Genomic DNA, 22997 nt, shown 5'->3' on the forward strand with positions numbered 1-22997 from the left:
CAGAACCCGTCCGATGATTCGCGCCGCGCACTCACCCGGGTATCCGGGACCCCGTACGCACGAGGTGATTGACGCGCTCACGTCAACTCCATTACGGTCCGCTGAATTGACACGCCCCACCCCCCACTTGGCCCCCGTCTCAGCGGTCTGAGGCGGGAGCTGGAAGGAGATGTTCCTGTGTCGAGCCTGCCGAGAGAGCCGAGATCCCGCTCCCGCTCCCAGTCCCGCAAGACGGTCACCCGTACGGCCATCGGTGTCGTCGCCGGTGTCCTGCTCGCGGGCAATGTGACGGCCGGGACGGCGTTCGCGAACACCGCGTCCGCCGGGAGCCCCGACGACTCCCGTCACCGCGCCAACGCCGAGATCCTCGACTCCCGCTGCGCCGTCCCGCCGGACCGCGACCTCAGCATCACCCAGACCGTCCACCGCATCGCCACCGAGCGCGGCGTCACCGAGAAGGTGCTGCTCGCCGCGTTCGAGGCGGGCTGGGTGGAGTCCCACATGAACAACCTCAACTGCGGCGACCGCGACTCGCTCGGGGTCTTCCAGCAGCGCCCGAGCCAGGGCTGGGGCACCCCGGAGCAGTGCATGGACCCGGTCCACGCGACCCACGCGTTCCTGGACCAGGCCATCCCGAACGACGCCAACAACCCGGGCTACACCGCGGGCGAGCTGGCCCAGAGCGTCCAGCGCTCCGCGTACCCCGAGCGGTACGACCAGGCCGAGGGCACCGCCCGCGCGATGATCGCGGAAGTCCAGGGCTGAGACACCCCCCGTAGTTCGCCCCCGAGGGGGCTGTCGTTTCGCGTACCCACGTGTCTACGCGCATCGACAGCCCTCCACCTCCCCTTCCTCACCTCACCAGGAGTCAGGAATGCGCTCTTCACGAGCCTTACGCGCCCGAAGATCCCTCACGGCCCTCTCCCTCACGTTCGCCTCCGTCTGCCTCGCGTTCACGGCGGCGCCCGGCGCCCAGGCCGCCGACGACGGCGGGAAGCCCGCCGCCGCGGGCAAGTACGTGGCGCTCGGCGACTCGTACGCCACGGCGCCCGGCACCGGCGAGTACGACAACCCCGACGCCCCGTGCCGCCGCGGCCCGTCGACGTACTCCCGCCTCTGGGCGCAGCAGCACTCCTCGTACGCCTTCGTGGAGGCCTCGTGCTCCGGCGCGACCACCGCCGAGGTGCAGAGCCAGCAGGTGCCGCAGCTCACCGCGGACACCACGCTGGCGACGGTGCAGGTCGGCGGCAACGACGTCGGCTTCGTCGACGTGCTGAAGAACTGCATCCTCACCGCCGACGACAAGGACTGCATCGCCGGGGTCGAGGCCGCCAAGGCCGCGGCCACCGGCAAGCTGCCGGGCGCGCTGGCCGGCACGTACGCGGCGATGAAGGCGAAGGCGCCGAACGCCAAGGTCGTGGTGATGGGCTATCCGCGGCTCTACACGATCGGCGGTAGCTGCGGCATCCTCGGCCTCAGCGACGCCGAGCGGTCGGCGCTCAACTCGGCCGCCGACACCCTCGCCTCGGTCACGTCCGAGCAGGCGAAGAAGGCCGGGTTCACCTACGTCGACCCGCGCGAGGCCTTCGATCCGCACACGATCTGCTCCGACGGCGACGCCTGGGTGACGAGCCTGGAGTGGAGCGACCTCGACGAGTCGTACCACCCCAACAAGGCCGGGCACCGTGACGGGTACCTGCCGCTGCTGAACGGGGTCACGGGCTGACCGGCCCTCTCCCCCGGTGGTCCGTACGGCGCTCCCCGTGCCGTACGGGCCGCCGCTCAGCCGTTCCGCCGTTCCGCCGTTCCGCTCAGCTCAGCTCAGCTCAGCGCGAGGGTGCCCATGTCACGGACCACTCGGGCGAGCGCCCGGACGGTCTCGGACTCGGCGTCCGACCGCCACACCAGGCCCCATCGGAGCAGGTGGGAGTCGGTGACGGGAAGATAGGCGATGTCGGGGCGGGCTGCGTAGCGGGCCGCGTGGGCGCTGGTGAGGTCGATGGCGTCGGACGTGGCGACGATCGTGGGCACCTCCTCGCAGGCGGTGACCGTGTGCACGCGTTCGATCGGGCGGCCCGAGGGCGTGGCGAACGGGCTGTAGGCGTCCTCCCAGTACGCGGGCTGCGCGGCACCGGCCCCGAACAGCCCGTGATCGCCGAACGTCTCCATCGACACGTACTTGTCGGCCACGAGCGGATGCCGCGCCGAGACCATCGCGACCATGGGCTCGGTGCAGATCACCGGCCCGACGCTCAGGTCGGGCTCCTCGACGGGCAGCCACGCGACGAGTACGTCGATGTCGCCGCGCCGCAGCGGCTCGAAGGGCCGGACGAACGGGCTGAGCCGGACGCTCAGCCGCCACTGGGGATGGCGCGCGCGGAACGCCTCCCAGAAGGGCAGGAGATCGTGGGCGTTCTCCCCGATCATGCCCACCCGCAGCACGGCCGTGCCGCCGCGCGCGGCCCGGGTCGCCCGGTCCAGGCTGCGCCGCAGCGCCCCGGGGATCGGCTGGAGATCGTCGCGGAGCCGGCGGCCCACGTCGGTGAGCCGCACCGTCCTGCTGGTGCGTTCGAAGAGCAGGGCACCGATGCCGCGCTCCTGCTTGGCGATGGACTGGCTCACCGACGCCTGGGCCATGCCCAGGCGTTCCGCGGTGCGGCCGAAGTGCAGTTCCTCCGCCAGGGTCAGGAATATTTCGATATCACGCAACTGCATGGTGCGGTTCTCTCCATCGATCGTTCACTGTGATCACAGCGATGGCGGAATCATCCTTGATGAACCGCCTCCCCTTCAAGCAGAGTGTTCCCGGACTCCGCGCCTGACCTGCGGTTTCTTCACGATCCAGGCACATTTCCCCCAGAGACGGGAACCGATGATGAATCTCCCGGACGCACCGGAGAACGGATCAGCGAAGTTCGGTTTCGACCCCGGATGGCACGGCCCCCTGGACGACTGAGAATTCGGGCGGGAAATTTCCGTCGCGCCCGCGCGGAATGAACAGCGCCGCCCCCGCGGACAGTACGGGCGGCGCGGCGGCCAGGGCGAAGCAGAGCGGCAGGGGCAGGTGGCCCACCGCGTGGCCGACGGCGGCCGTCGCCGCGGACGTACCGGCGTTGAGCGCGGTGTTGACCCAGGCCCCGGCCCGGGTACGGGCGTGCGGCGGCGCGGACTCGTCGGCGAGGAGATACGCCGTCGTGATCGCCGGGGCGACGAAGAGCCCGGCTGCCGCCGTCCAGCCGATGAGCGCGTACGGGCCGGGCGAGAGTCCGGCCACGGCCAGGACGAGCCCGAGGGCGGCGGCCAGCAGGGGGAGCCGTGCCGCGCTGCCGAGGCGCCACGGGACGGCGCCGTGCACGAGCCCACCCACGGCGCTGCCCGCGGAGAGCGCCGCCAGGGCCCAGGGCACCGTGCCGGGGGCGTGGTGTGCGTCGGCGAAGGCGATCACGAGGAGGTCGAGCGCCCCGAGGCTCATGCCCACGCCCGCGGCGGCGGTGACCGCGCGCGCCAGCCCGGCCCCGCCGAGCGCAGGCCCGGGCTCCTCCTCGCCCGCTTTTCGGCCGTGATTTTTACGGCCGTACTGCTCGCGGACCGCCGGGGCCGTGGCCAGGGCGAGCGCCCCGGTCAGCACGAGAACGGCGCTCACGGCGAGGCCCGCCGAGGGCGGGGAGAACCTCACCAGCAGGCCGACCAGGAGCGGCCCGGTCACGAGAAGCAGCTCCTCGGCGACCCCGTCCAGGCTGTACGCGCGCCGGAGCAGGTCGCGTTCGGGGACGAGGACGCTCCACAGGGAGCGCATCACGGGGCCGAGCGGCGGGGCGCAGGAACCGGCGGCCCCGGCGAGGAGGGCCAGCGGGAGCGCGGGCAGGCCCCGGCCGGACGTCGCGAGAGCGAGCACCACCAGCAGCGCCGCGTACACGGCGGCCATGGGCGGCAGCGCGCGGCGCGGCCCATGGCGGTCGATCAGCGCCGCGCGCGCCGGGGAGAGGAGGACGGCCGTCGCCCCGAACGCGGCCATGACGCCGCCCGCAGAGGCGTACGAGCCGGTGACGTCCTTGGCGGCGAGGATCAGCGAGAGCGGGACCATGCCGTAGGACAGCCGGCCCAGCAGGGCCGCGCCGAACGTACGGCAGGCGGAGGGGGTGCGCAGCACGGCGGCGTACGAGGGCGCCGCGGGGCGGGGTGAAGGCATGAGGGTGTTCCCGGGAGGAGGCGGCGCCGGACGGGCGACGCCGCGCGCGTGCGGGGGTCGGCGAGGGCCACGCCCGGTGGGCGTGGGCGGCACCGGCTCCTATGCACGGGGGAGGAACATGCCCGAGAACATAGCAGAACGCGCGGCGGGTCAGGGAGTGACGATCGCGAAGTCCGGGTCGGGCGTGGAGAGATGGCCGAGGAGGGCGGCCAGCTTCCCGGGGTCGCCGGAGACGGTCACGCCCGCGCGCCCGGCGAGGTCCTCGGGCGGCAGGGTGCCGAGCAGGACGGCGCGCAGGTCGGCCTCGCCGCCGGTGATCTCGACGTCCGGCGGGGCCACGGCGGGCCCCGTGCCGGTGAGGTGGGTGAGGACGCCGTTGAAGAGGCGGAGGGTGAGGGGCTCGCCGTCCGGGAGGTTCCAGCGGACCGTGAGGTCGGCGTGCCAGCTCCGCGGCCCGTCCACCCGCACGGCGAGGGCGTCGCACAACTGGTCGAGGGTCAGGGCGCCCAGGAAGTCCGGGGAGGCGGTGGCGGTGGGGGTGCCGACCGGGCCGTGGCGCAGCTCCAGCGCCCCGGTGAGGTAGAAGTTCCGCCAGGGCCCGTTCTCGCAGCCGTATCCGAGCTGTTCCAGCGCGTCCGCCTGCAGGGCGCGGGCCTCGGCGTTGCCGGGGTCGGCGAACAGGACGTGGTGGACGAGCTGGGCCACCCAGCGGAAGTCGCCCCTGGCGTACGAGGCGTGGGCGTGACGCAGCACCTCCTCGGCCCCGCCCATGCACGCCACGTACCGCTCGGCGGCCTCGACGGGCGGGTGCTCCCACAGGTGCGCGGGATTGCCGTCGAACCAGCCCATGTAACGCTGGTACACGGCCTTCGTGTTGTGGCTGACGGAGCCGTAGTAGCCGTGGGTGTGCCAGGACCGCTCCAGGGCCGGGGGCAGCTCCATCCGCTCGGCGATCTCCAGCGACGTGAGGCCCTCGTTGAGCATGCGCAGCGTCTGGTCGTGGAGATACGCGTACAGGTCGCGCTGCTCGGACAGGAAGGCCAGCACCCGCTCCCGGCCCCACACGGGCCAGTGGTGCGAGGCGAACGCGACGTCCGAGGCCGCGCCGAAGAGCTGCACGGCCTCCGTCAGATAGCGGGCCCAGACGCGGGGGTCGCGGACCTCGGCGCCGCGCAGGGTGAGCAGGTTGTGGAGGTTGTGGGTCGCGTTCTCCGCCACGCACAGTGCCGCGTGGCCGGGGAAGTGGATGTTCAGCTCCGCGGGGGCCTCGGTGCCGGGCGTGAGCTGGAAGACCATCCGGATGCCGTCGACGGTCTCCTCCTGCCCGGTGCGGACGACGTCCCGCGTCGGCGGGATCAGCCCGACCGTGCCGGTCGAGGTGGTCTGGCCCAGGCCGGTGCCGATCTGCCCCCGCTCGCCCTTGGGCAGCGCGGCCCCGTACATGTACGCCGCGCGGCGCGCCATGGCCGTACCGGCGTAGACGTTCTCGCTGACGGCGTGGTCCAGAAAGCCCTCCGGCGCGAGGACCGGGACGCCCGCCGCGACCTCGTCCGCGGACACGACGCCCTTGACGCCGCCGAAGTGGTCGACGTGGCTGTGGGTGTAGAGGACGCCCGTGACGGGCCGGTCGCCGCGGTGGCTCCGGTAGAGGGCGAGGGCGGCGGCGGCGGTCTCGGCGGAGATCAGCGGGTCGATCACCAGGACGCCCCGCTCGCCCTCGACCACCGTCATGTTCGACAGGTCGAAGCCGCGCACCTGGTAGATGCCCTCGACCACCTCGAACAGGCCGTGGTCGGCGGCCATCCGGCTCTGCCGCCACAGGCTCGGGTTGGCCGTCTGCGGGCAGTCCCGCTCCAGGAACCCGTATGCCTCCAGGTCCCACACCACGCGGCCGTCGGCGCCGAGGATCGCGCCGTCGGAGGTGGTGCCCAGGAAGCCGCGCCGCGCGTCGTCGAGATCCCGGGTGTCCTCGAACGGGAACCGCCGCTTCACCGCCTCGTTGGCCTCGGCGATCCCCGGTTCCGCGGGCCTGGAGTGGTCGTTCCGGGGCATCGGTTCTCCCTCGCGGACGGCGGACGGCGGACGGGGGGCACGGGCCCGCCCCACTCTCGCGCGGCGGACGGCACGGGCACCACCGGGCGCGGCCCGTCCGGGTGACGGCGGGCCCGTGCCCCGTACCCCGCGCTCCGTGTGCCGCGCCCGGCACCCCGTACCGCGTTCAGCGAAGGGCGCCGCTGACCACCCACAGGTGCCCGAACGGGTCCTTCACCCGGCCCTGCCGTTTGCCGTACGGCCGGTTCTCGACGGGGATCACGAGTTCGGCGCCCAGGTCCACCATGCGCCGGGCCGCCGCGTCCGGGTCGGCCGCGTCGAGCGTGAGGAGGACGGGCGAGCCGCCCAGCGAGACGGGGTCGTGCCACCCCCACTCCTCGACGCTCTGCGCCAGGGCGAGGGTCGCCCCTCCCACGGTGAGTTCGGCGTGGTGCACCATGCCGTCGTCACCGGCGACGCGGAGGGCCACATCGGCCCCCAGCGCCTCGGTGTAGAAGTCGATCGCCGCGTCCGCGTCGGACACGAGCAGCTTGGGGAAGAGTGCGCTGTTCATGCCCCCGATGCTGGCAGGAGGAGGGGGCGGCGGCCTTGTACGTTTCGGCGCTCGTGGTGTCGCCCTCACGCCGTGATACGGGCGATGGCCTCGACGGTCAGGGCGCGGTCATGAGGCTCGTCGGCCAGCGCCCGGTGCAGGGTGAGCCCCTCGATGAGGGCGTCGAGCTGGCGGGCGGTGTGCGGGTCGAAGTGCTTGCCGAGATGCACCCGGCTGCGGCGCATCCACTCCTGGGTCAGCTCCCGGAAGGAGGGCTTGCGGGCGGCCAGGGTGTACAGCTCCTGGGTGAGGACGAGGTCGCGCTGGCTGTCCTCGGAGAGCAGGTGCACGAGGTCGGCCACCGCCTCGCGGGCCTCGTCACGGTCGGCCGGTGCGGCGAGGTGCGCGTCGAAGACGGCGACCATGTGATCCGTGAACCGGCGGAAGGCCTCCCTGACCAGCTCGTCGATGCCGCCGAAGTGGTACGTCATCGAGCCCAGCGGCACCCCCGCGCGCGTGGCGATCCTGCGGTGGGAGACGCGCGCGAGCCCCTCCTCCGCGATCAGGTCGAGGGTGGCGTCGATGATGCGGTCACGGCGCTGCGGGTCCGTGTGTCCGGTGGCCATCGCGGACGGCCTCAGCGGACGCGCGCCGCGGCGCGGAGGCGGGGGGCCTGCGAGAGGCGTTCCGTCGGCATGGGGCGATCGTAGCCGCGCGCACGCGAACGTACGGACGTACGGCTCCTCGGGCACACGGCCTCGCGGACATACGGGCTCGCGGGCGTACGGCTCACCGGCGCTTCGGCTGGAGCACCCCCGCGCACAGGATCGCGAGAAGTCCGGCGGCGGGGACCACCAGCAGGCCCGTCCTGAGCCCGGCCGCGTCGGCGACCATGCCGACGAACGGCGGCGAGAGGAGGAAGCCCAGCCGCATCAGCCAGGAGACGATCGCGAGGCCCGAACCGGGCTTGAGCCCGGGCAGTTCGTCGGCCTCGTGCATCGCCGCCGGGACCAGCGTCGCGACGCCGAGCCCGGCGGCGGCGAAGCCGAGGACCGTTCCGGGCACCGTGGGAAGGGCCAGCGCCAGGCCCATCCCGGCCGCGACGACGAGGCCCCCGGCGCGGGCCACGGCACGCTGGCCGAAGCGGTCCACGAGCCGGTCCCCGAGGATCCGGCCGACGAACTGGGCGCCCACCAGGGCGATATAGCCGGACGCCGCGAGGGTCGCCGGGGCGTGCAGCGAGTCGGAGAGATAGAGGGTGGCCCAGGAGTTGCCCGCGTCCTCGACGAGGGTTCCCGCGATGGAGAGGAGGACGAGCACCCCCAGCACGTACGCGGTACGCCTGCCCGCGCCCGGGGAGACCCCCGGCGAGGCGCCCGTCTCCGGCGTCTCCGGCGTGCTCGGCGTCTCCGGCGTCGGCTCGTCCTCCCCGTCCGGCCCCGGCAGGCAGAACCGCAGCGCGACGCACGCGGCGCTCGCGAACACCACGCCGGAGACCGTCAGATGCCACCCCGGCGGGACGTCGAGGGCGATGGCCGCCGCGGCCATCGCTCCGCCGGTGACGGCGCCGACGGACCAGATGGCGTGGAGGGAGTTGATGATGGAGCGCCCGTAACGGCGCTGGACGCGCAGCCCGTGGGCGTTCTGCGCGACATCGGTGATCGCGTCCATCGCCCCGGCCACCAGCAGCGCCGCCGCGAACAGGGCCGCCGAGCCCGCGAACCCGGCCACGACGATCCCCGCGCCGGTCAGCAGCGTGCCCGCCACGGCAGCGCGCGCCGAGCCGAGGCGGCGGATGACGACCCCGGCCGCCAGCCCCGCCGCTATCGCACCCGTGGGGAAGGCCGCGACGGCGAGCCCGTACGTCGCGTTCGCGAGGCCGAGGTCCGCCTTGATCTGCGGATACCTCGGGAGCAGGTTCGCGAACAGGGCGCCGTTCGTGAAGAACAGCGCCGCGACGGCCACCCGGGCGTGCCGCTCCGCCCGGCCGGGCCGGACCGGTGTCTCAGTGGTCATGCGGGGGATCCTACGACCAGAGCGTACGAACGTACACTCCCCTTCTCCCCGCCTCCCGGCGCGCCGGACGGTGACCTCACGACTGCTCTCGGGCCCCATGAGGGCCCTGCTGCCCCTGGATGCCGTGCCCCGGCTCGCCGGGGCGGTGGGTCTCGGAGCCGCGGTCGGCGCGGCCCCGGGCCGGGCCGTGCTGTGGCCGATGGGGGGCGGGGGCGGGATCGACTTCAACTCGGACGAGCCGCCCACGTACCGGGACCTCTTCTCCTTCAGCTACGACCTCGGCATGATCCGCGCGATCGTGCTGCGCCACACGCTCCTGGCGTACGTCTTCGGCACGAGCATCCTGGCCTGCGCCATCAACCTGGTCGTCGGCCTCGTCACGGCCTGAGGGAGCGTCAGCGGACCGCGTAGCCGGCCAGGGGGCCTTCGAGGAGGCCGAAGACCTGCTGGGCGGCCCGGTTGAGGGCGGCTGCCGCCTTCCGGTCGCCGAACCCCTTCAGGGTCAGGTCCACGGCGTGCTGGAACAGGGTGCGGTGGGCCGTGGCGAGCTGGGCCGCGGCGGCGCGCGGCGTGAGATCGCCCGGCGTGGCCCCGGTGTCGGCGGCGAGGACCTCGGCCAGGGCGTCCTCGCGCCGGTCGTGCAGGTCGCGCAGCCGGGCGGTCAGGGTGGGGCTCTCGGTGACCATCCGGGCGAAGGGGGCGCCGGTGAAGCCGACGAGGGGGTCGCGCCGCTCGACCGCCGCCCGGAACGCGCGGCGCAGCGCGTCGAGCGCGGACTCGCCCGTACGGCGGGAGGCCACGGTGCGGGCCAGACAGGCGGCGAACTCCTCGTGGTGGTCGAGGGCGAGGTCTTCCTTGCGGGGGAAGTAGTTGGTGACGGTCATCTTGGAGACCTGCGCGGCCGCCGCGATCTCGGTGATCGTCACCGCTTCGAAGCCGCGCTCCAGGAAGAGCCGGGTCGCGGTGTCGGAGATCGCCTGACGCGTCTGCTGCTTCTTGAGCGCGCGGAGTCCCTGGGTCATGCGGCCCACCCTAGCGAGGCCCGACCTAAGAAGTCGCTCGACATATTTTTAGGTCTGACCTAATCTTTTCCTCGTTCCGCACGCACACCGCCCCGCAACACCCGGCAGAAGGAGCCCTCTTGCACATCCCCGCCGCCCCCGGCGACGCCGCCGCCCGCCGACGGGGCGCCCGGGCAGTGGGTCGACGCCTCCGGGCGTACGGTCTCCGAGGCGGGCGCCCTGCTGTACGCGCACGGCGGCGGGTTCGCGCACACCGAGCCCCGGGCCGAACGGGCCCTGGCCCACCGGCTGTCACGCGCCGCCGGCCGCCCGGTGTTCCGGGTGGACTACCGGCTCGCCCCCGCGCGCCCCTTCCCCGCCGCGCTCGACGACGTCCTCGCCGTCCTCCGCCATCTGCGCGCCCAGGGCGTTCCGCCGTCCCGGACGGTCCTGTTCGGGGAATCGGCGGGCGGCACACTCGTGCTCTCGGCGCTGCTCGCGCTCCGGGAGGCCGGGGCCGGGGAGCCGCTCCCCGCCGGGGCCGTCGCCGTGTCCCCGCTGACCGATCTGACGCTCCCCGGCCCGTCGCTGGAGGCCAACGACGGACCGGGCGGGCGGGAGCGGACGTCACGCTCGACGTCTACGAGGACATGCCCCACGTCTTCCCGCTGGCGGCGCTCCCCGGGGAGCCCCCGCCGGCCACGACCACGTTCTTCCGCCGCCTCGCGGAATGGACCGACGAAAGGTGTTCATGAACCTGCGCCTGATGAGCGTCCACGCCCACCCCGACGACGAGTCGAACAAGGGCGCGGCGACCCTCGCCAAGTACGCCGCCAAGGGGGCCGACGTCCTGGTCGTCACCTGTACGGGCGGCGAGCGCGGCGACATCCTCAACCCCGCCATGGACCGGCCCGGCGTCCGGGAGAACCTGACCGCCGTCCGGCGGGCCGAAATGGCCGCGGCCCGCGACATCCTGGGCGTGCGTCAGCGCTTCCTGGGGTTCACCGACTCCGGGCTGCCCGCGCAGGGCGAGCCGCTGCCGGACGGCTGCTTCGCGGCCACGCCGCTCGAGGAGTCCGCCGGGCGGCTGGTCGCGCTCATCCGCGCGTTCCGCCCGCACGTGGTCGTGACGTACGACGAGACCGGCGGCTATCCGCACCCCGACCACATCAGGACGCACGAGGTCACGGTGGCGGCGTTCGACGCGGCCGGGGACGCCGCGCGGCATCCCGGCACCGGCACGCCCTGGCAGCCGCTGAAGCTCTACTACCAGCAGGCCCTGTCCCGCGCGTGGTTCCAGGCGCTGCACGACGGGATGACGGCGCGCGGGCTCGACTCCGGGATGCGGGACGTTCTGGCGGAGCTGCCCGAGGGGCCGCCCGCGCTGGAGACCACGACCCGCGTGCCGTGTGCGGACCACTTCGCCGTACGGGACCGGGCACTGCTCGCCCACGCCACCCAGGTCGACCCGCACGCCGGGTTCATGCTCCACGACCGGGACGTGGAGCGGGAGGTGTGGCCCACGGAGGACTACCACCTGGCCCGTACGCACGTCTCCGTGGACCTCCCCGAGGACGACCTCTTCGCGGGGGTCGGGGTGGCGGGGGCCGCGGGGATCCCGTAGCTCCCGGCTCAGAGCGACTCGCCGGGCCTCAGGTACCGGTAGCCGCGGGTCTCCTGGGCGAGCCAGCCGTGGACGCTCGCGAGGCCGCGCTCGTTGACCTGGGCGTCGTGGATGCCGAACGACCGCTGTGGTGCGACGGCTCGGACGAAGGCGATCGCCTCCGCCGTCTTCATCCACGAGCCCTGGACGGGGACCAGGAGCGTCTCGACCGGCCGGTCGGGGACGTGCAGCGCGTCCCCGGGGTGGTAGACCGCCTCGTCCACGAGGTAGCCGAGGTTCGCGCAGTCCGGCATGCCCTCGTGGACGGGGGCATGACGGCCGCCGACCGCCCGTACGCGGAAGCCCCCGGCAGTGAACTCCGCGCCGCAGGACACTCCGGTCGCCCCCACCCACGGCGGGATGTCCGCTCCGGCGGGGGCGTGGACCGGGACGCCGAGCCCGGCCAGGCGCCGGGCGTCGATGTGGTCGGCGTGCTCGTGCGTCACCAGCACGGCGTCCGCGCCGGTCAGGGCGGCCGGTTCGCTCCACACCCCCGGGTCGACGACCAGCACGCGGCCCTCGTGTTCGAGCCGTACGCAGGCGTGGGTGTACTTCGTGATCAGCACAGTTCCCAGTCCACCTCCCACAGGGTGACGGGCTTGGCGGTCTTCCCGTCGGGTGCGCTCAGCACGAAGTCCAGGTCCGGGGTGGCCTCCAGCCAGGCCGCGCCGTTCCGCTCGTCGAGCACCCGCACGCACTCCCCTCGTTCCAGGTCCCACAGGCACACCAGGTCCAGGCCTCCGGAGACCGCGTACCGGTTGTCCGCGCCGATCCGCAGCACCCGTACGTCGTCCTCCCTCGGCGCGAACTCCCGTACGCCGTTCCCCGACGCCAGGTTCCGCAGGCGCAGGGTGCCCCGGTGGGCCGTCAGCAGATGACGGCCGTCGGGGCTGAGGCAGAGGGCGCCGGGGTACCCCTCGGTGCGGACCGTGCGCAGGCGGCGGCCGCTCGCCACGTCCCAGACCCGCACCGTGCCGTCGGGGACGGCGCGGGCGAGGGAGGCGCCGTCGCCGGTGAGGTGGTCCAGCGCGACCGGGTGGCCCGTGTCCAGATGGCCCGGCCCGATTCCGGTCGGCGCGTGCGCCCCGGTGTCCAGGTCCCAGCGCACGATCCCCCGGGCGGCGTCGCCGACCAGGGCGTGGGCGCCGTCCGCGGTGAACCGGAGCCAGTCGGCGTCGCGTGCGTGGTGCTCGCGGCCGGTCCGGTCGAGCCGCAGGACGCGCAGGCACTCGCCCGTACCGGTGCGCCACAGCCGTACGGTGCCGTCGCGGCCCGCCGAGAGGGCGAGCGCGCCGTCCGGGCTGAGCCGCACCCGGAGCACCTCCGCGGTGTGACCGGCGAGCTTGCGCAGTACGGTCCCGCGCCGGACGTCCCGGACGGCGACCTCCTTGCCGAAGGTGCACTCGACCGCGGTCGTGCCGTCCTCGGACAGGTGCACCTCGGTGGTGCTGGGGATGAAGCCGTCGTAGCTGCTCGCCGCCCAGTGGCCGCGCGGCCCGGTGCGCGGCAGGGCGCGGCCCAGGGCCCGCCAGGCGTCCCTGACCCGCGCCGAGCGCTCGTGGCCCGGCAGCGCACGCGCGCGCTTCAGGGCGGCGAGCGCGTTCGCGTGGGCGCCCCGGGCCAGGGCCCGTTCCGCGCTGTCGACCAGGTGCTCGGCCTCGGCGGCCAGGCGGCTGACCCGGCCGGGGCGGCGGGGGCGGCTCGGCCGGGGCGTGGCCACGTGGCCGCCCGGCATGGTCCACGTCCGCAGCGCGTCGTCCTGGCCCGCCGACAGGAAGAACCCGGCGCCGGGGTCGAGGTGCACGGCGCTCACCGCGCCCTCGTGCCCGCGCGCCGTGCGGACGCAACGGCCTTTGCCCGGCGGCAGGTCCCACAGCCGGACGGCGCCGTCGGTCGGCCCGCCGCCGGTCACCAGCCACCGGCCGTCGTCGCTCAGCGCCACCGCCGTGACCGGCCCGTCGTGGTCCCGCAGGGTGCGTACGCACCGGCCCGTGCCGAGGTCCCAGACCTCGGAGACGCCGAACCACTTCGCGGTCGCGAGGTACCGGCCGTCGGCGGTGAAGGCGCTCGCGACCACCTTGCCGCCCTCGCCGTCGAGTTCACGCACGAGCGAGCCGTCGGTCAGGTCCCACACCCGGGCCGACGGGGACTGCGCCCAGCCGCCCGCCACCACGAGCCTGCCGTCCGGGCTCAGGTCCAGCGCCCCGGGGCGCTCCCTGTCCTGGATCGTCCGGCGCGGCCTGCCCGTCTGCAGGTCGACGACGAGGATCTCGGAGGAGTGCGGCATCGAGCAGACCACCACGGGCTCGCGCGGGCTCAGCCGCAGCGACCAGACCGTGGCCCCGAAGACGTCGCTCACGGTGCCGGAGGCGGCGTCCCACAGCCGTACGGTGTCGTCGCGGCCCGCGGAGACGACGTACCGCCCGTTCGGCGAGATGTCGACGCTGTGGACGCGCCCGGTGTGGCCCTCGAAGACCCGCACGCACCGGCCCTCTCCCGTGTCCCACAGGCGCACGGCGCCGTCCGGGCTCCCGGTGACGGCGAGCCGCCCGTCGGCGGAGAGGCGGACGGCGGTCTCGTCGTCGGGGTGGCCGGGCCTCCTGGCCTCACCGAGCCCCCAGCGGACCTCGCGCACGGAGTCGCGGTGCCGGACGGCCGCCCGTTCCCGGTCGAGGGCCGCGCGGGTGCGCCCCAGGTCGGGATCGTCGGGACGCTCGCGGGCCAGCGCGTCGAGGAGTTCGCCCGCCGCCTCCTGGTCGCCCCGTTCGAGATGCACCTCGGCGAGGGCCAGTCGCACGCGGCCGGGGACGTCGGCACCGGCGGCGGAGGACGCGCCGTCGGCCGGATCGGCGGGGACGGCGACTTCGGCGCCGGTGTCGGCGTCGGCGTCGGCGGAGTTGGCGTGGACCGTGTCGAGCGCGGCGAGCAGCCGCTCGTCGGTGATGCCCGAGGCCCGCCACATGCGCAGCCCCGAGTTGTAGGTGGCCTCGGGGTGCTGCGGGTCGGCCCCCATCGCCTCGGCGTACGCCTCGTCCGCCTCCCGGGCGCGGCCCAGGTCGATCAGGGACAGCGCCCGGTTGTTCAGCTCGTCGGCACGCAGGTCCGCCGCGACCGGTGCCGGGCGGGGGTACGGCCGCCCGGTGACCTGCCGGTGGACCTCGGCCAGCCGCTCGGCGGCCTCGGCCGACGAGCCGGGCCGCCGCCGCGGGTCGTGCTCCAGGCACGCGGCGAGGAGTTCGGCCACGCCCTCCGGCATCCGGGGCGGCGCGGCGCCGCCGCCGAGGCCGCCGGGACCGCCCGTGGCGCCCGGGTCCCCGGCCAGGTGACCGGCGAGGACCTCGCCCGCGGCGGAGCCGGTCAGCCAGGTGCGGCCTCCGGTGAACAGCTCCAGGACGCAGACCGCGTAGCTGTAGATGTCCGTACGGCGGCCCAGCGGTTCGCCCGCCAGTTGCTCGGGCGAGGCGTACTCGCGGGTCATCAGCCCGCCGTGCGGGGCGTACGCGCTGGTGCCGGACGCGGAGAGGCCTGCCGCGGACGCGGAGACCTCCTGCCCGGGCCCGGAGGTCTCCGCGAAGGCGCGGGCGATCCCGAAGTCGGTGACCTTGACGGTGCCGTCGGTATCGACCAGGACGTTGGCGGTCTTGACGTCCTGGTGCACCAGCCCGCACCCGTGGGCGTGTTCGAGGCCCCGGGCGATCTGGACGGCGACATCGAGGACCCGGGCGAGTACCTCGTCCGGCTCGCCCTCGTACAGCCGCCCGTCGAGGATCCAGTCGTGCAGGCTGCCCCCGGCCACGTACTCCGCGAAGATCCGGGGCACGCCGTCGAGCGTGCGTACGTAGGCGCAGGAGCAGATGTGCGGGTGGAGGCCCAGCGACACCCAGCGCTCGGCCTCGGCGACGAACGCCTCCCGCTCCTCGGTACGGGCGAACAGCTCCGGCAGCGGGCTCTTCACCGCCAGGTCGGTCCCCCAGCCCAGGTGCCGCACCTGGTGCACGGTTCCCATGCCGCCGCGCCCGAGCAGCCGCGTCACCTCGTAGCGCCCGTCGATCCGGTCGCCCGGCAGCCAGCGCCTGGCCGTTCCGTCCGCCGCCCCGCCGCTCACCACAACCCAACCCCCCATGTGCCGCGCGTGGTTGGCCCGCCGCGCGGGCCCGTCACGGATCAGGGGTCAGGCTAGTGCGGAGCCGTCCGGCCCAGGCGAGCAGGGCCTCGTCGTGTCCCGGGCGCGCGGCGCACTGGAGGCCGAGGGGCAGGCCGTCGGCCGCGCGCCCGGCGGGGAGGGAGAGCGCGGGCCAGCCCGCCCAGCTCCAGGGGAGGCACATCACCGGGTCGCCGGTGGTGTCGAGGGAGCGCGGGGCGGGGCCGGTGGCGGCGGGGCTCAGCCAGATGTCGACGCCCGCGGCGTCCGTCGCCTCCCGCAGGGCCCGCCGGAAGGTGGTCCGGCGGCTCCGCGCGCGTTCGTACGCGTCCCGGCTGAGTGCCCGGCCCTCGCGGACGGTCGCCGCGGACCGCTCCCGGTAGAGCGCGCCGTGCCGGGGGAACCAGTCGGCGTGGCTCCGGGCGGCCTCGTAGCGGTTGAGGACGGTCACGTCGTCGGCCGTCCGCGCGAAGTCCGCGAAGAGGGGCACGCGGCGCACGGTGAGCCCGGCGGCGGCGAGTGCGGCGGCCTGCCGCTCGAAGGCCGTACGGGCCTCCTCGCCCGCGCGGTCCAGGTAGGGCCCGTCGGGGACGCCGAGGACGGGCGGCTCCCCGCCGGTCCCTCCCGCCCGCCAGCCGTCGCAGAGGACGGCGGCGGCCGTCGTGGCCATGGTGAGGGAGGCGGCGAAGAGGCCGAGGGTGTCGAGGGTCGGCGCGTTGGGGATCACGCCGTCGTACGGGACGCGGCCCACGGTCGGCTTCAACCCGACGACGCCGCAGTACGCCGCCGGGCGGATCACCGAGCCGAGTGTCTGCGTGCCGAGGGCGAGCGGCACCAGCCCCGCCGCGACGGCCGCCGCCGAGCCGCTGCTGGAGCCGCCCGGCGTGCGGGCGTGGTCGTGCGGATTGCGCGTCGGGCCCGGGGCGCTCATGGCGAACTCCGCCGTCACGGTCTTCCCCGCGACCAGCGCCCCGGCGTGGCGCAGCCGGTCCACGGCGCTCGCCTGCCGCCCCGCGAACGTCCCGGCGGGCAGCCGCGAGCCGCCCCGCGTGGGCAGCCCGTCGACCCGCACGATGTCCTTGACCGCGACGGGGACGCCGAACAGGGGCGGGCGGCCGGCCTCCCGGGGCCAGCGGTCGCGGGCGGCGCGCAGTTCGCCGCGCAGGCGCCGCCGCCGTTGCGCGTACGTCTCGGCGTCCGCGACGAACGCGCGCAGCTCCGGGTCGTGCGCCTCGATGGCTTCGCACAGGGCGTCGAGCGCGGCGGGCGTACCGGTACCGGCGGCGGGAGTGCGCTCCATGACGGGCAATATACGAGTGCCCGCAGACTATGGACCTGTCCAGTCCTGTCCAGTTAGAGTGCAGACATGCCTGGACAGGTTCGCAAGCAGGGTCATCAGCAGGTCCACAAACATCAGCGCATCGCCCGCACGCTCGCCGACGAGATCAGGGCCGGTGTGCACAGCACCGGTGAGCGGCTGCCCGGCGAGCACGCGCTCAGAGAGCGCTTCGGGGTGAGCCGTACGACGCTGAGGCAGGCCCTCCAGGTCCTCGGCGAGCAGGGGCTGATCGCGACGCACCCCGGCATCGGCTCGTTCGTCACCTTCGACGGGACGCCGCTGGACAACCGGCTCGGCTGGACGCGCGCCCTCCAGGGGCAGACCACCGAGCTGGTCACGGAGGTGCTGCGCTTCGCGTCCGTGACCGACCCGGAGCTGGCCGCCGAGCTGGGCACCGGGTCCGGCGCGTTCGTCGCGCTCGACCGGGTGCGGCGGCTCGCCGAGGACGGCCGGGGCGTCTCGCTGGAGCACAGCAGGGTGCCCGCCGTGGGCGCCCTCGCGGACCTGCCCGAGCGGGGGCTGACGGAGGGTTCGCTCCACAGGACCCTGCTCGCCGCCGGGCGGATCGCCGCCACCGGCGAGGGCGTGGTCTCCATGCGGGGCCTGGAGGTGGACGAGGCGGAGACGCTGCGCCGCTCCCCCGGCGAGCCGTTCCTGCGGCTCGCGCAGGTCTACCGGGCCGCCGACGGCTCCGTCGTCGAACAGGTGACGAGCCTTCTCGACCCCGCCAGGTTCCAACTGCACGTCCGCTCGGGGCGAGGAGAGCTTCAGTGACGACCGCCGGTATACCCGTGACCACCGATCCGACCACCCTCGACCGCGCCGTGGGCGCCTTCTACGGGCTCGCCCTGGGCGACGCGCTCGGCATGCCGACCCAGGTGATGTCCCGCCGCGACGTCGTGCGGGCCTACGGCACGCTCACCGGCTTCGCGCCCGCCGGGCCCGGCAACCCCGTCAGCGCGGGGATGCCCGCGGGGTCCGTCACCGACGACACCGAGCAGGCCGTCCTGGTCGGCAGGCTGCTGGTGGAGGGCGGCGGTCACATCGACCCGCTGCGGCTCGCCCACGAACTCCTCGACTGGGAGAAGGAGATGCGGGCCCGGGGCTCGCTCGACCTGCTCGGACCCTCGACGAAGGCCGCGCTGGACGCGGTGGCGCGCGGGGTGCCGCCCGAGGAGGCCGGGCGCAACGGCACGACGAACGGCGCGGCCATGCGCGTCACGCCGGTCGGCATCGCCTGCCCCGTCCGGGAGACGGGGGACCCCGGCACCGCGTTCCTCGACCGCGTCGTGGAGTCGTGCCAGGTCACCCATGACACGACGCTCGGCATCGCGGGCGCAGCGGCCGTGGCGGCGGCGGTCAGCACGGGGATCGGCGGCGGCACGCTGGACGACGCCGTGACCGCGGCCGTCGGCGCCGCGCGGGCCGGTGCCGAGCGCGGCCACTGGGTCGCGGGCGCGGACATCGCGGCCCGTATCGCCTGGGCGTCCGAGCTGGTCGCGGGCGTTCCCGAGGAGCAGGCGCTCGACCTGGTGTGCTCGCTCGTGGGGACGAGCGTGGCGAGCCAGGAGTCCGTACCGGCCGCGTTCGCGGTCCTCGCCGTCGCCGACGGCGACCCGTGGCGCGCCGCGCTGCTCGCCGCGAACCTCGGCGGCGACAGCGACACGATCGGCGCGATCGCGGGCGCGGTCGCCGGTTCCGTGGCGGGGCTCGGCGCGCTCCCCGCCGACGCCGTCGCCACCCTCCGCGCCGTCAACGATCTGGAGCTGGAGCCCCTCACGGAGCGCCTGCTCGCGCTGCGCTGATCCGACGGCGCACCCGCACCCCTCTCCCTCCGCACCACGCAAGGAGGTTCCGCCATGGCCGATTCGACGACGAACGAGCTAGCGGGAACCCAGGACCCGGCCGACGCGGCCCCCGCGGCCGACACAGCCGGTGCCGTCGGCTCCGTCGAGACCCGGGGCATCGAACCGGTGCCCGACGGCGAACGCCACGGCCACGCGAGCCAGATGTTCTGGACCTGGTTCGCGGCGAACATCTCGATCCTCGGACTGCCGCTCGGCGCGACCCTCGTCGCCTTCCGCGGCCTGAACATCTGGCAGGCGGTCCTCGTCGCCGTGCTCGGCTCGGTCGGCTCCTTCGCGCTGGTCGGCGTGCTCAGCCTGGCGGGCAAGAAGGGCGGCGCGCCCGCCCTCACGCTCTCCCGCGCGGTCTTCGGGCAGCGGGGCAACGCCGGTCCCACGCTCATAAGCTGGCTCAGCCGGATCGGCTGGGAGACGATCTCGACGACCACGGCGGCGTACGCGCTGCTCGCCCTGGTCCGGTGGGTCTTCGGCTGGGAGCGGAGCACGGTGCTGACGCTGCTGTGCCTGCTGGTCTTCATCGGCTGCACGCTGCTGATCAGCGGCCTCGGCCACGCCACCATCATGTGGATCAACAAGTGGGCGACGGTGGCCTTCGGGATCCTGAACCTGGTCGTGATGGGCTTCCTCGTCGCGACCGTCGACTGGGACAAGGTGCTGGACGCGCGGGCGGGCCCGGTGAGCGGCGTCGTCGCGGGCATCGGCTTCATCGCGGCCGGTACGGGCATCGGCTGGGCCAACGCGGGCGCGGACTACGCGCGTTATCTGCCGCGGAGCGTCCCGGGCGGCAGGCTGATCACCGCGTCGGCGTTCGGCGCGGGGATCCCGCTGGTGCTGCTGATCTCGCTCGGCTCGCTGCTGTCGGCGGGGGACGGGACGCTGGCACAGGCGTCCGACCCGGTCGCCGCGATCAACGGGATGCTGCCCTCGTGGATGGCGGTCCCGTATCTGATCGCGGCCTTCGGCGGGCTCCTGATGTCCAACCACCTCTCGACGTACTCGGCTGGCCTGACCATGCTGACGCTGGGGCTGCGGGTGCCGCGTGCGCTCGCGGTGGCGCTGGACGTCGCGCTGATGTTCCTCGGCGGCGTCTACTTCATGCTGATCGCGAAGGACTTCTACGGCCCGTTCACCACGTTCCTGACCCTGCTCGCGGTGCCCATCTCGGCCTGGGTCGGGGTGGTCCTGGTGGACTCGGCACGCGGACGTGCGTACGACCCGGCGGCCTTGATGGACACGGCACGGGGCGGCCGCTACTGGTACACCGGCGGCTTCCGGCTGCGCGCCGTCCTCGCGTGGGCGGCGGCGATCGTGTCGGGCCTGCTCTTCACGGAGGCGGCGGCCGGCGAGGACGTATGGTTCACCGGCCCGTGGGCGCACACCTGGCTCGGGACGAACGGGCTCGGCTGGGCGGTCGCGATGGCCGTCGGCGCCGGTGTCTACGCGGTGTGCGGCCGGGGCCCGGACCCGGCGCGTACGGAGTCGCCCTCGGCGGCCGAACTGGAGGAGGTGGCCCGGTGAGCAGCCGCATGGTCCTGGCGGGCAATGTGATCGCCGACCTGGTGATCGAGGTGCCCGCGCTGCCCGAGCGCGGCGGCGACGTCGTCGGCACCCGTACGGAGCTGACGGCGGGCGGCGGTTTCAACACCCTGGCCGCGGCGGGCCGGCTCGGCGCGGCGACGGTGTTCGCCGGGCTGCACGGCACCGGCCCCTACGGCGACCTGGTCCGCGCGGCGCTCGCCGCGGAGGGCGTACGGACGCTGCTGCCGCCCCGTACGGACGGCGACACGGGCTTCACCGTGGCGCTGGTCGACGCGGACGGGGAACGGACGTTCGTGACGAGCTTCGGCGTCGACGCCCGGATGACCCCGGCCGAGGCGGAGAAGATCGCGGCCGAGATCCGCCCCGGCGACCTGGTGCAGGTCTCGGGCTACGGCCTGGTGATGCCGGTCAACGGCCCGCTGCTGGCCTCCCTCGTGGACCGGCTCCCGGACAGCGCCACGGTCTGCCTCGACCCGGCGCCGCTCGTCGCGGACATCCCGGCCGGGGTGCTGGAGCCGGTGCTCGCGCGCACGGACTGGCTGAGCGCGAACGCGCGCGAGGCCGCCCTCATGTCCGGCTCCGCCGCCACGGACCCGGCGCGGGCGGCGGCGGCACTGCGCGCACGGCTCCCGCGCGCGGGCGCCGGAGTGCTCGTCCGCGCCGACCGGGACGGCTGCTGGCTCGCCCCGCCCGACGGCGCGCCCCCGGTGCGCGTGCCGGGCCTGCCGGTGACGGCCGTGGACAGCAGCGGCGCGGGCGACGCCCACGTGGGCGCGTTCCTGGCCCTGCTGGGCGAGGGCGCGGACCCGTTCGCGGCGGCACGCGCGGCCAACGCCTCGGCCGCGTACGCGGTCACCCGCCGGGGCCCGGCCACCGCGCCGACAAGGGAACAACTCCGTTCCTTCGCCGCGGAGATGGGCGCGGAGGACGTGGTGGCCCTGCTCGACGGGCGCGCGGCGGAGGCGTAAGTCCCCCGGTGCGCGGGGGCGTTGCCCGGTGCTCGGTGTTGGGGGGATGTGTTGTCCTCCGTAATTTTTCTATCGATTCCGCAACCGTTCGCCTTTCGGTTCTGTCTCCTTTCACATCCCTTCGTGCTCGATCTCGCGGGGGCCACGAGGACGGTCGGGGCGGAGGGCGACCGATGCGTGACCCGATGGAGGAATTTTGCGCAACAGAACGAGAGGCGTGGTGGCCGGTGCCGTCGGCGCCGCGGTCGTGGCGGCCGTGGCAGCCGGGGCGAACGCGGTCGTGACGGACGACGACGGCCAGGACCAGCCCTCCGCCAAGGCCGCCAACGCCGCCGGGCAGGGCAAGGCCACGGCCGGCGACATCGACGGTGACGGCCACGCCGACCTCGGCGTGGGTGCCCCCGAAGGCACCGTCTCGGGCAAGTCCAAGGCGGGCTACGTGGGCGTGACGTACGGCGCCGGGGACGGCGTCGACACCGCGCGGCACACCACCCTGACGCAGGCCAGCAAGGGAGTCCCGGGCACCCCCGAGGCCAAGGACGGCTTCGGCTCGGCCGTGGTCCGCGGCGACGTGGACGGGGACGGCTACGCGGACCTCGTCGTCGCCGCGAACAACGAGGCGATCGGGAGCACCGGCCAGGCCGGTTCCGTCACGGTCGTCTTCGGCGCCAAGGGCGGCCTGTCCGGCGACGCCATCGCCTTCCACGCGCCGAAGGTCACCGAGAACGCCCACTTCGGCGACCAGATAGCCGTCGGCGACTACAACAAGGACGGCCGCGACGACCTCGCGATCTCCGACGGCGGCAAGGTGCAGCTCGTCGACGGCGCGGAGAACCTGCGCGACACGCCCACCCCGAAGATGAGGGCCGTCACCCCGCCCGGCGGCGGCGTCGCGGTCGGGAACCTGTCCTCCGGCGACATCAACGGGGACGGCTACGCCGACCTCGTCAGCGTAGCCTCCCAGGACTCGCCCTCCGACGAGGGCACGCTCGGCGTGCTGCCCGGCTCGTCCGGCGGCATCAAGACCACGCCGCTGGGCAAGACCGTCTCGCTGTGGTTCGGCCAGTACCGCGCCGTGGTGGGCGACATCAACGGCGACGGCAAGGACGACGTCGTCACGGACACCGGCTTCTCGGACGGCCCGGACGAGCAGAAGCTCCGCACCTACCCGGGCACGGCCGACGGCATGGACACCGGCAAGCCGGTGGACTGGAAGGGCGAGAAGCAGGAGGGCGAGGCCATCCGCCTCGCCGACTTCGACGGCGACGGCCACGACGACCTCGTGGTCAGCAACACCGACGCCGAGGCCCCCGGCGGCTACAACAGCGCCGGTGCCGTCAACGTCCTCAAGGGCACCGAGAACTGGCTGACCGACGAGGGCGCGCAGACCTTCTCGCTCGACACCGAGGGCGTCCCCGGCGAGATGGCGGGCAACGACAAGTTCGGCACGTCCGTCTCGCCGGCCGACTACAACGGCGACGGCAAGGCCGACCTCGCCGTCGGCATCCCGAACCGCACGGAGGGCGCGGGCGCCGTGGCGCTCCTGTACGCGGGCGCCGACGGGCTCTCCGCGAAGGGCTCGGCCCTCATCGGCCCGGGCGACCTCGGCTCCCCGAAGACGAAGGCCCGCTTCGGCACCGAGCTGACGAACCCCGCGACCAGGTGACGGCACCCGCACGCTGACGCGCCGCA

19 protein-coding genes and 1 pseudogene are annotated in these 22997 nt (G+C 74.4%); 10 read left to right on the top strand and 10 right to left on the bottom strand.

Translation table 11 applies throughout. The features are described from left to right. The first annotated feature begins 177 nt into the window (after nt 1–177). Both ABD343_RS10110 and ABD343_RS10115 read left to right on the top strand, forming a co-directional pair. Nucleotides 178–765: a hypothetical protein gene (locus tag ABD343_RS10110; protein WP_344526312.1), complete on the top strand. Its 588-nt coding sequence runs from the start codon at nt 178–180 to the stop codon at nt 763–765. A gap of 109 nt (nt 766–874) precedes the next feature. Then, the gene (locus ABD343_RS10115) at nt 875–1726 is read left to right on the top strand and encodes an SGNH/GDSL hydrolase family protein (protein ID WP_344526314.1); all 852 of its coding nucleotides are present in this window, start codon (nt 875–877) and stop codon (nt 1724–1726) included. 95 nt (nt 1727–1821) lie between these two features. On the opposite strand, the gene ABD343_RS10120 is transcribed toward ABD343_RS10115, so the two are convergent. The 6 genes from ABD343_RS10120 to ABD343_RS10145 all read right to left on the bottom strand — a co-directional run bounded on the left by ABD343_RS10120 (nt 1822) and on the right by ABD343_RS10145 (nt 8789). Further along, nucleotides 1822–2715: a LysR family transcriptional regulator gene (locus tag ABD343_RS10120; RefSeq protein ID WP_344526316.1), complete on the bottom strand. Its 894-nt coding sequence runs from the start codon at nt 2713–2715 to the stop codon at nt 1822–1824. 190 nt (nt 2716–2905) lie between these two features. Next, entirely contained in the window at nt 2906–4189 is a 1284-nt protein-coding gene (locus ABD343_RS10125; protein WP_344526318.1) for an MFS transporter, read from the bottom strand. Between the two features lie 150 nt (nt 4190–4339). Next, nucleotides 4340–6241 (bottom strand): alkyl/aryl-sulfatase, encoded by a 1902-nt coding sequence (locus ABD343_RS10130; protein ID WP_344526320.1) that lies wholly within the window; start codon nt 6239–6241, stop codon nt 4340–4342. A 166-nt stretch (nt 6242–6407) separates the two neighbouring features. Then, nucleotides 6408–6794, bottom strand: a complete 387-nt coding sequence (locus tag ABD343_RS10135; protein WP_344526322.1) for a VOC family protein — start codon at nt 6792–6794, stop codon at nt 6408–6410. 65 nt (nt 6795–6859) lie between these two features. Further along, nucleotides 6860–7399 (bottom strand): TetR/AcrR family transcriptional regulator, encoded by a 540-nt coding sequence (locus ABD343_RS10140; RefSeq protein ID WP_344526324.1) that lies wholly within the window; start codon nt 7397–7399, stop codon nt 6860–6862. A 163-nt stretch (nt 7400–7562) separates the two neighbouring features. After that, the gene (locus ABD343_RS10145; protein WP_344526326.1) at nt 7563–8789 is read right to left on the bottom strand and encodes an MFS transporter; all 1227 of its coding nucleotides are present in this window, start codon (nt 8787–8789) and stop codon (nt 7563–7565) included. A gap of 97 nt (nt 8790–8886) precedes the next feature. Here ABD343_RS10145 and ABD343_RS40970 point away from each other — a divergent pair, with 97 nt between their 5' ends. After that, nucleotides 8887–9177, top strand: a complete 291-nt coding sequence (locus ABD343_RS40970; protein WP_425578134.1) for a hypothetical protein — start codon at nt 8887–8889, stop codon at nt 9175–9177. Nucleotides 9178–9184: 7 nt separating this feature from the next. On the opposite strand, the gene ABD343_RS10155 is transcribed toward ABD343_RS40970, so the two are convergent. Continuing rightward, nucleotides 9185–9811 (bottom strand): TetR/AcrR family transcriptional regulator, encoded by a 627-nt coding sequence (locus ABD343_RS10155; protein ID WP_344526328.1) that lies wholly within the window; start codon nt 9809–9811, stop codon nt 9185–9187. Between the two features lie 222 nt (nt 9812–10033). On the opposite strand from ABD343_RS10155, the pseudogene ABD343_RS10160 reads away from it, so the two are divergent. Together ABD343_RS10160 and mca are read left to right on the top strand one after the other, a co-directional pair. Further along, a pseudogene (locus tag ABD343_RS10160) lies at nt 10034–10372 on the top strand (alpha/beta hydrolase); the annotation flags it as partial. Between the two features lie 169 nt (nt 10373–10541). After that, nucleotides 10542–11414 (top strand): mycothiol conjugate amidase Mca, encoded by an 873-nt coding sequence (gene mca / locus ABD343_RS10165; protein WP_425578135.1) that lies wholly within the window; start codon nt 10542–10544, stop codon nt 11412–11414. Nucleotides 11415–11422: 8 nt separating this feature from the next. Here the strand turns inward: mca and ABD343_RS10170 are convergent, their stop codons facing one another. From ABD343_RS10170 to ABD343_RS10180, 3 genes are read right to left on the bottom strand one after another with little or no spacing between them, the layout of a single operon-like run. Further along, the gene (locus tag ABD343_RS10170; RefSeq protein WP_344526330.1) at nt 11423–12019 is read right to left on the bottom strand and encodes an MBL fold metallo-hydrolase; all 597 of its coding nucleotides are present in this window, start codon (nt 12017–12019) and stop codon (nt 11423–11425) included. Then, a complete protein-coding gene (locus tag ABD343_RS10175) occupies nt 12013–15576 on the bottom strand; it encodes a protein kinase domain-containing protein (protein ID WP_344526332.1) in 3564 nt (1187 codons plus the stop codon). The genes ABD343_RS10170 and ABD343_RS10175 overlap by 7 nt, the downstream gene beginning before the upstream one ends. Before the next feature lie 34 nt (nt 15577–15610). After that, nucleotides 15611–16894, bottom strand: coding sequence for an amidase (locus ABD343_RS10180; protein ID WP_344526334.1), 1284 nt, complete (start codon nt 16892–16894; stop codon nt 15611–15613). Nucleotides 16895–16960: 66 nt separating this feature from the next. Here ABD343_RS10180 and ABD343_RS10185 point away from each other — a divergent pair, with 66 nt between their 5' ends. From ABD343_RS10185 to ABD343_RS10205, 5 genes are all read left to right on the top strand, one after another. Continuing rightward, complete coding sequence (locus tag ABD343_RS10185) at nt 16961–17707, top strand: GntR family transcriptional regulator (RefSeq protein WP_344526336.1); 747 nt, start codon at nt 16961–16963, stop codon at nt 17705–17707. 17 nt (nt 17708–17724) lie between these two features. Beyond that, on the top strand, nt 17725–18738 hold the full coding sequence (locus ABD343_RS10190; RefSeq protein WP_344526437.1) for an ADP-ribosylglycohydrolase family protein: 1014 nt from the start codon (nt 17725–17727) through the stop codon (nt 18736–18738). A gap of 54 nt (nt 18739–18792) precedes the next feature. Continuing rightward, on the top strand, nt 18793–20316 hold the full coding sequence (locus ABD343_RS10195; protein WP_344526338.1) for a purine-cytosine permease family protein: 1524 nt from the start codon (nt 18793–18795) through the stop codon (nt 20314–20316). Beyond that, on the top strand, nt 20313–21305 hold the full coding sequence (locus ABD343_RS10200) for a PfkB family carbohydrate kinase (protein ID WP_344526340.1): 993 nt from the start codon (nt 20313–20315) through the stop codon (nt 21303–21305). Before ABD343_RS10195 ends, ABD343_RS10200 begins: the two co-directional genes overlap by 4 nt. A 196-nt stretch (nt 21306–21501) precedes the next feature. Continuing rightward, a complete protein-coding gene (locus ABD343_RS10205) occupies nt 21502–22971 on the top strand; it encodes an FG-GAP-like repeat-containing protein (protein WP_344526342.1) in 1470 nt (489 codons plus the stop codon). The last annotated feature ends 26 nt before the right edge of the window (nt 22972–22997 follow it).

Source organism: Streptomyces albiaxialis (assembly GCF_039530985.1).
GTDB lineage: Bacteria > Actinomycetota > Actinomycetes > Streptomycetales > Streptomycetaceae > Streptomyces > Streptomyces albiaxialis.

Coding starts and splice junctions, on each gene's coding strand:
- ABD343_RS10135 (WP_344526322.1), bottom strand. CDS start 6,794: ATGAACAGCGCACTCTTCCCCAAGCTGCTCGTGTCCGACGCGGACGCG.
- ABD343_RS10155 (WP_344526328.1), bottom strand. CDS start 9,811: ATGACCCAGGGACTCCGCGCGCTCAAGAAGCAGCAGACGCGTCAGGCG.
- mca (WP_425578135.1), top strand. CDS start 10,542: ATGAACCTGCGCCTGATGAGCGTCCACGCCCACCCCGACGACGAGTCG.
- ABD343_RS10175 (WP_344526332.1), bottom strand. CDS start 15,576: ATGGGGGGTTGGGTTGTGGTGAGCGGCGGGGCGGCGGACGGAACGGCC.
- ABD343_RS10180 (WP_344526334.1), bottom strand. CDS start 16,894: ATGGAGCGCACTCCCGCCGCCGGTACCGGTACGCCCGCCGCGCTCGAC.
- ABD343_RS10125 (WP_344526318.1), bottom strand. CDS start 4,189: ATGCCTTCACCCCGCCCCGCGGCGCCCTCGTACGCCGCCGTGCTGCGC.
- ABD343_RS10120 (WP_344526316.1), bottom strand. CDS start 2,715: ATGCAGTTGCGTGATATCGAAATATTCCTGACCCTGGCGGAGGAACTG.
- ABD343_RS10145 (WP_344526326.1), bottom strand. CDS start 8,789: ATGACCACTGAGACACCGGTCCGGCCCGGCCGGGCGGAGCGGCACGCC.
- ABD343_RS10130 (WP_344526320.1), bottom strand. CDS start 6,241: ATGCCCCGGAACGACCACTCCAGGCCCGCGGAACCGGGGATCGCCGAG.
- ABD343_RS10140 (WP_344526324.1), bottom strand. CDS start 7,399: ATGGCCACCGGACACACGGACCCGCAGCGCCGTGACCGCATCATCGAC.
- ABD343_RS10185 (WP_344526336.1), top strand. CDS start 16,961: ATGCCTGGACAGGTTCGCAAGCAGGGTCATCAGCAGGTCCACAAACAT.
- ABD343_RS10115 (WP_344526314.1), top strand. CDS start 875: ATGCGCTCTTCACGAGCCTTACGCGCCCGAAGATCCCTCACGGCCCTC.
- ABD343_RS10195 (WP_344526338.1), top strand. CDS start 18,793: ATGGCCGATTCGACGACGAACGAGCTAGCGGGAACCCAGGACCCGGCC.
- ABD343_RS40970 (WP_425578134.1), top strand. CDS start 8,887: ATGAGGGCCCTGCTGCCCCTGGATGCCGTGCCCCGGCTCGCCGGGGCG.